This is a genomic window from Arthrobacter sulfonylureivorans (genome assembly GCF_047607445.1).
GTDB lineage: Bacteria > Actinomycetota > Actinomycetes > Actinomycetales > Micrococcaceae > Crystallibacter > Crystallibacter sulfonylureivorans_A.
Genome location: NZ_JBLKRT010000027.1, coordinates 54,821 through 65,386, shown reverse-complemented (window position 1 = coordinate 65,386; position 10,566 = coordinate 54,821). Strand labels below are relative to the sequence as shown.

At 66.9% G+C, this 10,566-nt stretch carries 9 protein-coding genes; 2 read left to right on the top strand and 7 right to left on the bottom strand.

The window, feature by feature from the left end; all coding sequences use genetic code 11:
* From ACMX2H_RS13575 to ACMX2H_RS13560, 4 genes are all read right to left on the bottom strand, one after another.
* On the bottom strand, positions 1 to 698 hold a 698-nt coding region (locus tag ACMX2H_RS13575), incomplete at its 3' end, for a thiamine pyrophosphate-binding protein (protein WP_414961035.1).
* Positions 699 to 813: 115 nt separating this feature from the next.
* The gene (locus ACMX2H_RS13570) at positions 814 to 2,886 is read right to left on the bottom strand and encodes a PhoX family protein (RefSeq protein WP_414961033.1); all 2,073 of its coding nucleotides are present in this window, start codon (positions 2,884 to 2,886) and stop codon (positions 814 to 816) included.
* Positions 2,887 to 3,057: 171 nt separating this feature from the next.
* Entirely contained in the window at positions 3,058 to 4,833 is a 1,776-nt protein-coding gene (locus ACMX2H_RS13565; RefSeq protein ID WP_414961031.1) for an HNH endonuclease signature motif containing protein, read from the bottom strand.
* Positions 4,834 to 4,889: 56 nt separating this feature from the next.
* Complete coding sequence (locus ACMX2H_RS13560; protein ID WP_414961029.1) at positions 4,890 to 5,912, bottom strand: o-succinylbenzoate synthase; 1,023 nt, start codon at positions 5,910 to 5,912, stop codon at positions 4,890 to 4,892.
* Positions 5,913 to 5,979: 67 nt separating this feature from the next.
* On the opposite strand from ACMX2H_RS13560, the gene ACMX2H_RS13555 reads away from it, so the two are divergent.
* Together ACMX2H_RS13555 and ACMX2H_RS13550 are read left to right on the top strand one after the other, a co-directional pair.
* On the top strand, positions 5,980 to 6,891 hold the full coding sequence (locus ACMX2H_RS13555) for a phosphatase PAP2 family protein (RefSeq protein WP_414961027.1): 912 nt from the start codon (positions 5,980 to 5,982) through the stop codon (positions 6,889 to 6,891).
* A 76-nt stretch (positions 6,892 to 6,967) separates the two neighbouring features.
* The gene (locus tag ACMX2H_RS13550; RefSeq protein WP_414961025.1) at positions 6,968 to 7,942 is read left to right on the top strand and encodes a hypothetical protein; all 975 of its coding nucleotides are present in this window, start codon (positions 6,968 to 6,970) and stop codon (positions 7,940 to 7,942) included.
* A 45-nt stretch (positions 7,943 to 7,987) separates the two neighbouring features.
* Here ACMX2H_RS13550 and ACMX2H_RS13545 read toward each other — a convergent pair whose 3' ends face one another.
* The 3 genes from ACMX2H_RS13545 to ACMX2H_RS13535 all read right to left on the bottom strand — a co-directional run bounded on the left by ACMX2H_RS13545 (position 7,988) and on the right by ACMX2H_RS13535 (position 10,483).
* Positions 7,988 to 9,226 carry an MFS transporter gene (locus ACMX2H_RS13545; RefSeq protein ID WP_414961023.1) on the bottom strand — a complete coding sequence of 413 codons (1,239 nt, stop codon included), beginning with the start codon at positions 9,224 to 9,226 and terminating at the stop codon, positions 7,988 to 7,990.
* A complete protein-coding gene (locus tag ACMX2H_RS13540; protein WP_414961021.1) occupies positions 9,223 to 10,113 on the bottom strand; it encodes an MBL fold metallo-hydrolase in 891 nt (296 codons plus the stop codon). The genes ACMX2H_RS13545 and ACMX2H_RS13540 overlap by 4 nt, the downstream gene beginning before the upstream one ends.
* A gap of 154 nt (positions 10,114 to 10,267) precedes the next feature.
* Complete coding sequence (locus ACMX2H_RS13535) at positions 10,268 to 10,483, bottom strand: hypothetical protein (RefSeq protein WP_414961019.1); 216 nt, start codon at positions 10,481 to 10,483, stop codon at positions 10,268 to 10,270.
* Between the last annotated feature and the right edge of the window lie 83 nt (positions 10,484 to 10,566).

The following is a 10,566-nucleotide window of genomic DNA, read 5'->3' as shown; positions in this document are numbered from 1 at the left end:
CGCCCGTCCATTGCGGTGGGCACGATGCCCTCCTGCCGCCCGCTCTCTTTCGCTGCAAGTGCCGGCTCTGGGCCCGGGAACAGCGGATCGCGGAACGGCAGATTGATATGCACCGGGCCCACCGTGCCGTGATGCGGGCCCTGATCGGGCGACGCGGTGGGCTGTCCCGGCGACGGCGTGGCAGCCATCGCGCGAAGGTCGTCCAGGGCCGGAGGCAGCGGGATCCCTTTGGCGTTGAGCAGGCTGGTGCGGATCGCATCCGTCGGATCGTCGCCGGCCGGAATGTCGACGGCAGAGCGCACGTGGATTCCGAAAAGGCCGGGTTGGACCGTGGTCTGGTTTGCACCCGTCCCGCGCATTTCCTCCGGACGGTCGGCGGAGATCACCAGCAACTCCACTCCGGCATGGTTGGCTTCCATCACGGCCGACACCAACTCGCCCACGGCGGTTCCGGACGTCGTGACCACCGGGACCGGACGCAGCGAGCCCAGCGAAAGCCCCAGCGCGGTGAACGCCGCCCCGCGCTCGTCGATGCGCACGTGCAGCCGCACTTCGTCCCGGGTTTCCGCCTCGGCGAGCGCATAGGCCAGCGGGGCGCTGCGGGAACCGGGGGCAACGACGACGTCGCGCACGCCGCCCCAGACCAAGGCCTTCACGGCCAGTCGGGCGGCTTCCATCGAGCTCAGCTGCGCAGTCACCCCCTCATGGTAAGCAGACGGCCATGTCCGGGTGGACATGGCCGGGTGGACATGGCCGTCTGTTAGCTCCCGTCGCGACAGGAGGTTCAGCCCGGCGCCTCTCGGCTGTGACGGACTAGCGCTTCACGTGCCCGTTCTTACCCTTGAACATCTGGATCACTGCGGGGCGGGGCAGTGCGGCGTCGCCTCGCTTGGGGCGTCGGCCTTCCTGGACGTAGTCCGGGAACAACGAGCGCTGGGCACCCCAGCTGCCGTCCTCACCCGGGTGCTGCACTGCAACGAAAACCAAACCGTCGTCGTCGTGAATCAGCGGGCCACAGGTTTCGGCATCGATCGGGACGGCCATGAACTGCTCCACCTTGCCGCGCTCCTGTCCGTCCAGCGTGACGCGGAACAGGGCGTCGTTGCGCTGGATGGTGCCGGGCTGGCCGTCGGTGGACACCCACAGGTTGCCGGCGGCGTCGAAGGCCAGGTTGTCTGGGCAGGAGATCGGCTGCACCTGGTCTGCCGGATAGCCGCTGAAGTAGACGGACTCGTCCGCCGCGGGGTCGCCGGCCACCAGGATGAGCTTCCAGGTGAACTCGGTAGAGGTCTGGTCGCCGGTCTCGGTCATTTCGACGATGTGACCGTGGCGGTTGTTCGCGCGCGGGTTCGGCTCATCCGCCTGTGCACGGGTGCGGGAGGTGTTGTTGGTGCAGGCCATGTAGATCTTGCCGGTCGCCGGGTTGATCTCAACATCCTCCGGCCGGTCCATCTTGGTGGCGCCCATCGCGTCGGCCGCCAGGCGGGTGTAGACCAGCACTTGGTCGATGCCCATGCCCGGCACCAGGGACTTGCCGTCGCGGGTCAGCTGGATCCAGTGCCCGGCTCCGTCGAACGCGCCGTCGGAAGGGAGCACGCCGGAACCGTCGATCTGGTTCTGCGGCGAGTTGCCCTTGAAGCTGGCCACAAACAGGTCGCCCTCGGTCAGCAGCGTCATGTTGTGCTTCTTGTCGCCCTCACGGTATTTGCCCTTGGAGACGAACTTGTACAGGTAGTCGAAGCGCTCGTCGTCGCCGGAGTAGGACACCGCATGGCCGGAGGCAGCGATGGTCACGTTGGCGCCTTCGTGCTTGAAACGGCCCAGGGCGGTGTGCTTGCGCGGAGTGGACGTGGGATCGAACGGATCGACCTCTACAATCCAGCCGAACCGGTTGTCTTCGTTCTTTCCTTCGGGACGGTCGGTGTCGAAGCGCGGTTCCGGAAGGTGCCAGCCGCGCGACGGGTTGGCTGACGTGAGGCCGTAGCGGCGCTGCTCCGCGGTCGGAGCGGACACCTTGAAGTACTGGTTGAAGTTCTCTTCGCCAGAGAGGATGGTGCCCCAGGGCGTGGTGCCGCCTGCGCAGTTGTTCAGGGTGCCGAACACCGAGCGGCCGGTGGGATCGGCCTGGGTCTTGAGCAGGTCTGAGCCAGCAGCGGGGCCGGTCAGTTCGTATTCGGTGTCCATCAGGAACCGCCGGTTCAGCTGGGCGCCGCGCACGTACCGCCACGGCTGGCCCTTGCCCTTGCGCTCCAGCTCCACCACGGACAGACCATGCGCAGCCATCGCGACTTCGCGCTGGCGCTCAACCGGCATGTCCGGCGGGAACATGATGCCCTCATTGGTGTATTCATGGTTGGCGAATAGCACCGCGCGCTTGCCCTTGCTGCCCGGAATTTCGATAATGTCCAGGTAATCGTTGTTGTAGCCGAACTGGCCCGACTGGGACGCCTTCGTCTGGTTCTCCGGGTCGAACTCCGGGGTGTCGTGGAACAGCGGATCGCCCCAACGGATCACCGGATTCCAGTTGTAGCCCTTGGGGACCACGACGTCGTCCACGTTGTTCGGCACAGCCGTGATGCCGTCGAACTTCAGCTTGCTCCGGTTCCCTGCGACCTGTCCGGCCTTGGCAGCCGGGGCGAGCCCAACCTGCGCCTCGGCGGCAGCCCCGCCGCCGAACATCAACGCCAGCGCGCCGGCGCCGCCCAGTCCCATCATCCGGCGCCGGGAGTACTCAGCCGAGACGATGTCCCGGAAGTAGTTGTTCTCGGAGGTATTGCACACACCCTTGGCACAGGCGTTGTCGCACTTGAGCGCGCAGGTCACGGCGCTGCGCTTCCCGGACACATGGCCCAGCATCGGCAGGTAGCGCTTCTTGGTATCGGTCACGATTTCGCCTTCCACATTCAGTCGGTCGGTTCCCTCCTTCAGCGTTTCGATCGAAACTGACCGGCAGACTGAGCGCTGGTGAATTCTTGGCCAACACCGGGCAAAACACCTCACCCACCCGATGCCCGGGTTCCCCCCGGTGGAGCACCGAGGTGCAATACAACGGCAGAGTCAGAACGGCGGCGGCGCGTTCGGATCGGGGTCCCCCTCATCGGGCAGTTCAATGGCGCCGAGGGTGCGTCGAGGCTTCCCGTCCCCGGCTCTGCCACCGGCAGCGCGGGGCAGGAGTGTTTCCCAGCCTTCGTCCGGAAACGTGGTCTTGCGATGGCCGGTTCGCGTCGTCCAGGTGATCTCACCGTTGGGACCTGCCTCCGCACTGCATTCACCAGCGGTCTTCGCCGCATGATGCGCAACGCACAGGCATTGCAGATTCTCCAGTACGGTCAGCCCGCCGACCTGCCACGCAATCACATGATCGATCTCGCAGTACTGCGCAGCCCGGCGGCAACCGGGGAAGCGGCAGTGTCGGTCCCGGACGCGGACGAGTCGCTTCAGCCATTCGGGCGGGATCCGCAGCTTCCGAGCTGCTGCGATGGCCTGGCCCTGGTCATCCGTGAGCACCAACAACCAGGATTTCGCCAATTGAGACAGTTGCCTGCCCATGTCCGGTGGAATAGGCCCGTGTCCGGCCAAATCTCCAGGCTCCTCGCTGAGTCCCAGCAGCGTGTTTAGCGGCATCGTGACCAGCATCCCCAGTCCCGCACTTCTATCTGGTCTCCCCCGTGCCGGTTCAGGAACCAGCTCGGTGCGGGCGGCCAATGCCACATCCGGTTCCTCATCCAGTTCCCCAGTCGGAGCCGGGCTAGGTTTCACGTCCAGTTCCGCAACCGGCGCCGCAGCCGGAGCCTCAGCGTCCAGCAGGAGGTCGGAGAACACATCGGCCCGCAACTGCGGCAAAGTCCGTTCCTCCCCGGGCCCTTGGAGGAAACGTGCGGTGGATTGAATCCGGTCGAAGACCAGATGGGCTTTGTCTGCGCTAAGGCGGATCCATAGTTCGGTCATGCCGTCGTTCTGATCCGTCAACTGCACGTCCCGGGACTCGTTCGCCCGTCGGTGCCGCTCTGATAACGACTCCGGGTGCAGCTGGTCACGCATCTTCCGGGCCCGCGACCTCACGGACTCCACGGTGATGTTGCCGGCGCCAGGAAGCACTGCCGCTTCGAATTCCTCGAGGCTATCCGCCGGGAGGTCGGCGGAGCCTCTGGCCATGACTTTGGCCCGCGCCAGGTCCAGATCACCACTGCTCACGGCCTGAAGCGTTGACGGCAAGTGGGTGCAGATGTAGCGGGCGTCTGCCAACATGGTCCTCGCCGCAGCCTCGCCGGTGGACAGGTGCGCCGAAATCTCCTGCGGCGCGAACCTGGAGAAGCCTTCCGGATCTCGGTTCCCGCCCTGCCCGGTCCGCAGTTGCGCGAAGCGGTCCAGTGCCTGCACCTGGCACGACTGGACCCAGGCTTCCACCCGAGCGGCAGCCTTCAAATAATCAATGGCCTGCGCATCGTCAAGCGTCCGAGGATCCACTGCAGCGAGAAGCTGTGCCAGCTCGGACGGTATACCTGCGCCGTCCTCCGGTATCACGGGCTCATCCGCGGAGCTCTCTGCGGCTGAGGATGAGAAGGCATCAGGAGCCTCCGCGCTACCGTCCAGCGGGACTGCGGTCTCGGTGCCACGATGTTCCCGCGCTACAGGATCGACAGCACCTGTGCCCGCGGGGCTGCCCCAAGTATCTTCCGGCGAGAAGCCGTAGCGCTGCAGGAGGGCATCCACCAGGACCTGCTGCAACAGCGCCTCCAGCAGCGAGCTGTGCGGACGCGCCGGAACACCAAGATCCATCACCAGTCCCTGACCCGAAACCGGAAATTCGAGCTTGATGTCCTCGCTGCCCATATGCTCACGCTACCGGCTGCTTCGGACGTTTTTGATCGGAGGCTGGCTCCGGGTGATCACCCCTCCAGCAGGCGGTAGGTCCGCGCCAGCCGATCCAGCCACCACTGCCGCCGGTCCTCCGGGGCGGCAAAGCGGTCCAGCAGCACCGGATCCGGCGCGACCTCACGCACCGGCAGCTGTCCGGCCACGGGTACCAGCGAATCGGTGGCCACGTCACCGTCCATCAGGGATACCGTGGCCAAGCCACAGGCGTGGGGTAGCTTTGGCAGCGCCGCTGCCAGGGCTACCCCGGCGCGGATCCCCACCGAGGAATCCAAGGCAGAGCTGACGACGGCGGGAAGGCCGGCTTGCGCAACGATGTCCAACGCCCGTCGCACTCCACCCAACGGCTGCACCTTGACCACAATCAGGTCCGCGGCCTCTTCACGGGCCACCCGTATCGGGTCGGCCGCCTTGCGCACGCTTTCGTCCGCGGCGATGGGCGTGTCAATACCCCGCCGGCGCAGTTCGGTCCGGACGTCCCGCAGCCCGGCTATCTCCGGCACCGGCTGCTCTGCGTACTCCAGCGAGTATTCGGCCAACCTGGTCAGGGCAGCAACGGCCGCCGCAACATCCCATCCCCCGTTGGCATCCACCCGCAGCCTGGCGTCGGGAGCAGCAGCCCGCACCGCCTCTACCCGGGCCACATCCTGGTCGATGTCCTCGCCGGTCTCGGCGACCTTGATCTTCACCGTTCGCGCACCGTCATAACGGGCCAGTACCCCGGGCACCTGCTCCGGCGCCACGGCGGGAACCGTGGCGTTGACCGGCACACTGTCACGGACCGGGGGCGGGAATCCCTGCCAGCCTGCCTCCACCGCAGCGGCCAGCCACGCGGCGGCCTCGGCGTCGTCGTACTCAAGAAATGGCGAGAATTCCGCCCACCCTGCCGGGCCTTCCAGCAGCAGCACTTCGCGCTCCATCACCCCGCGAAAGCGGACCTTCATTGGCAGCGAAACCACGCGCGCGGTGGCCAGCAGATCGGCAAGCGCGGGCAGTTCGTGGGGCCGGGAGGGGTCTGGAAGCTGGTGGGGTATCATCGATCCCACTGTACGGCTGCCAGCGCTTCCCCGGATCCTGTCAGTATTATGTGCGACCCTTGAATCGATGACTTCGCAGCGTTCCAGCTTCCGCTCCCGGACCGCGACCCGCCGTCCGGCTGCGCACGCTCCTGCCCTCTTCTGGCTGGGTGCGCTGTTGTGCGCGGGCGCGTTTGCGCTGAACTACTACGCCTTCGTCCGGACCACCACCGGCCAGTTCGCGGATGAATCGGCGTGGGCGGAGGCGGAGGCCGGCTGGCGGCTGGGTCGCGGCGTGTTCCTGGATTTCCTGGACCTGCTGCCGGATGTCTCGGTGGCGGTGGCGGCCGCCGTGCTGCTGGTGGTGGCATTGGTACGACGGCGGTGGGTCCCCGCTGTGATCGGCGTCGGGGTGGTCGCGGCGTCGGCGGCCACCACTTGGATCCTCAAGAACTTCATCCTGGACCGACCCGACCGGGGCGTGCCCACGCTGGAACACAATTCATTACCGTCCGGGCATACAACGATCGCAGCGGCCGCAGCCTTGGCCATTTTCCTGGTGGTCTCGCCGCGCTGGCGCCCCTTTGCAGCGGCGGGCGGCGGTTTATATGCCGTGCTGGCCGGGGCGGCGACGCTGATCAACGGCTGGCATCGGCCGGCCGATGTGGTGGCGGCCTTCCTGGTGGCAGGTTTCTGGGCCTTGGCTGCCGGCCCGTTCGTGCTGCGGCGCGGCAACGACTGGAACGTCTGGTCAGGCTATGGAAGTTTCTGGGCGGCATCCGTCTGGTGGCCGCGGCTGTGCTGGCTGCTGGCGGTACTGGGGATAGGTGTGGCCGCCGGCCTCTACCTGCTGGCCCAACAGATCGGAGCCGCGCCGGTCCCGGGCGACGGCAGGATCCCGTTCTTCTTCTGGGCAGGAATGGGGCTGATCACCGGCACCGGCATGCTGCTGAGCGCCCTGCTGACGTGGCTGTTCGGCTTTCAGTCCCGCAGGCACTGACTCAAGAGAGATCCCGGCACCACGGGCCGGCGCCTCGTTGGCGCCGCGGAGTGCATCCGCTGAATAGGCTGTAGGGATGGAGGCCCTCCTCAACGATAAACAAGGTCGATGGCTGATTCCCCGGCTGACCGCTGGGTCGTCCACCATGCACGTGGCCGTGCCGCATGGCTACCCGGCCTATGCTCGGATCTTCCATCCGGCCGAACGCGACCGGCCGGTGCATCAGGGCGCCCAGCCCGGGCAGGCACAGACCAGCCGGGACACAATGGCAGGCGCTGGCGCCGGTGAATTCCATGTCAGTTCGGAATTCGATGTCACTTCGGAACAGGTGTCGTGGAGCACGGTGGCCGAGGCTTTCGGGACCGTCATGCACCCGCTGGCACAGTTCCACCGTCTCATCGGTTCCCCGCCCGACGGCGGACACGACGTGCTCGATGCCGCCGGCTGGCGCTATTTCGAGCCCATGCCAGGCAATCTCGACGCTGGAACCCTCGCCGCTGTGGCCGGTCACCTCGCCGACCACACCACCACGCCCACCAAGGGCGTCGCAGCTGTGTGGGAAGGCTGGGGCGGTTTGACCAGCTCAGCCGGATCTGCCGTGCTCGCCGCGTCCGATGCAGCGATGCCGCTCCGTCAACCCGCCGACGGTCCGACGTCAGCTGCCTCGGGATACTTCGTGGCTGACGGAGGGCCCGGCTCCGGGATCCTGCCTCAGGATGTTGTCAACGGCCCGGTGCTGCACCTGTCGGACCGCGCCTATTACCTGTTCAGCGCCGGAATACAGTCCTTCGCCGGACGCGGGTGGCCCGGCGACGCACCGTGGCAAGATGGTTCGGCCTTTCCACAGTCACCTAGCATCTTGTGGCCGGACGACCACAGCTGGGTGCTGGTGACGGAGATCGACTGGGACTCGACGATCGTGGCCGGAAGCTGGGAGCTCATCAAGGCCCTGGTGTCCGACCCATCGATCGAGGCCTTGCCGATCCGCGAAGGTGCCGACCTGGACTGGGACGCGGACAGCGAAAACCGTCCGCCTGATTCCCCAAGTTAACAACGCGGGCTAGCCGCTCGGGGTACGGCTCCGGCTACCTGCCCGTCACCCGGCCGGGCTGCCGCGCCGACGCGTTGGGGCCCGGGTGATACCTTCGGGAGCTTCCGCGGGCCGGGTCCGTGGGATCCAATATCCCAAGGCGACCGCTCCCAGGATGGCGAGCCCCGCCGTCGTCCATATCCCCACGGAGAGCGACACGAGGGCGGTGACCGCGCTAAGCAGCGCCGGACCGCCCATGATGCCGGTGTCAGTGACCAGCCGCCACAGGCCCAGGAACTGTGGCCGTCCCGCCGCCGGCGCATAGTCGGCGCCAAGCGTCATCACGATCCCGGAGCCCATCCCGTTGCCCACGCCCATCAGCAGCGCCGCGAGCAGCAGCGCGGTGAAGCCGGCCGTGAATGGGATCCAGATGAGCCCCGCGGCCATGATGGCCATGCACGGCACCGCGGTCCAGATCCGGCCCTTGACGTCCATGAGTTTCCCCGCCGGGTAGAACAACAGCATTTCAACGGCACCGGACAAGCCGTAGATCAACGACGCCGACGAGGCATCCAGACCCAGATTCGCGGCCCAGAGCGGAAGCACGGCCTGCCGCGAGGCGCGGACGGCGCCTACCAGCATCACTCCGACGCCCACCGTGGCGAAGGTCCGCCAGTGGCGGGTGAAGATGCTGCGGATGGTCACGGGCGGCGCGCCCGGCACCGCCGTCGTTGTCGGCTCGAAGTCGGGCACGGTCAGCGAGAGCGCGGCCGCCAGCACCATGGTCGCAGCGCCCAGCCAAAACGCCGCCGGGATACCGCCCAGCGCGATGGCCGCAGCGGCCAGGAACGGGCCGGCGAAGATGCCGATCCGGTGGGTCCCGCCGAGCGTGGACATGGCGCGGGCGCGCAGGTGGTGCGGCACGGCCGCGGTCAGGTAGGACTGCCGGGCCAGGTTGAACACGGAACCTGCCATGCCCACCATGAAGATCGCCGCGGCAAAGAGCGGCAAACTGGTGGCGGTGGCCCCGAGCACCATGGCCGCCATCGCCCAAACGGCTGCCGCGACCAGCGCACTTCGTTCGCCGAACCTTGCCGTGAGGGACGACGCCGGGAGGTTGGTCAGCAGCGAGGCCAACCCGACGACGGTGGTCATCAGCGCGGCCACCGCAAAGCTGGCTCCAAGGTCGTGAGCCCGTAGCGCGATGACCGGGGCGATGGCGCCCATGCCCACGCCATACAGCACCGAGGGGCCGAATGCCGGTAGCGCTATCTGGCGGAGGCTGAAGTCGCTTGTGCCGCTCACCTGTTGGCTTTGAGCCGCTGCAGCAGTGCGCGGGATTGCACCGGGCCGTAGGGCAGGATCGGGATGGCCTTGGTGGCGTCCGCAGGGGTGTCACGGCTGGCCTGCTCCCCCATCCGGACGGCCAGGGCCATGGTCTCGCACATGTTCTTCACGAAGGCGTCGCTGACCGTTTGGCCGTGGCCGGGCACCAGCACGTCGTACTCGTGACGCAAGCCGGAGATCCGCCGCAGTGTTTCGACCCAGTCGCGCGGGTAGGAGTCTTCAAACGCGGGCGGTGCGCCTTGCTCCACCAGGTCGCCGGCAAACAGGGTGCTGGGCGAGCCGACCAGCAGGTCGCCGTCGGTGTGGCCCAAACCCAAATGGAAAAGCTTGACGCTGACGCCGCCCAGGTCGACGGTGGTCTCCGTGTCCACCAGTCGGGTGGGGATCCTGATCGCGGTGTGCTCGCCCTGGGCGTTCGCCATTTCCGGTTCGGTCTCCGCGACAGTTGCGCGTTGAAGCGCGCCGTTCTCCGCGATGTCGTGCGCGCAACTGCGATGCGCGTAAAAATCCTGCACGCCCTGGGCTGCGAAGTAGTCGTTACCGAAGACGTGGTCATAGTGGAAATGCGTATTGACGACGACGAGCGGCAGCTTGGTCAGGCGGCGCACCGCGGCGTAGATCCGCTTGGCTTGGCGCGGGCCGGCGCCGGTATCCACCACCAGGGCCTTGTTCGTGCCGACAACCAGCCCGGTGTTGAGCAGGTACTCCGAGGTCCGGATGACATAGTTTCCGGGCGCTACCTGTACGGTCTCTACCCGTTCGCCGGTTCTGTCCTCTGATCGGGCGGCATCGCTCATCCGGCCGTCACCCTCCATCGCCTCGCACACTGGCCGCGCAGATGGCACAGCCTTTTCCTGCTACCGTACCGCGCCGGCCCGTTCCACCGAACGACGGCGCGGAGAGACGGGCACGAAAGAGACAGGTAGGGAAGGGGGACAGGCACAGGAAGAGACCGGGTCGCGGCTACCGGCCGCGGCCCACGCGCTCAAGCCCCAACGATCAGAACTCGTGGACGTTGCGGAGCACTTCGCGGATTTCGCCGAACGGCACGGAGTCGTCGACGAACGCCTGCACGTGCTTGGAGCCCATTCCCCGGATCATGATCCCGTGTTCCCCTTCGGCTGCCGATTCGAGGAACACCGGCCGGAGCGCCTCGGCATGGTGTGCAGACAACCCGGAGAGGTACTTTTGATACGCCTCTGGCAGAGTGATCATGCCTAAGCGTAGCGTCCTGCGGAATGGCCAGCTAGGGGCATTTCTGCGGCTCTCCCGCAGGCCGGTTCAGGCTCCGGCCTGCG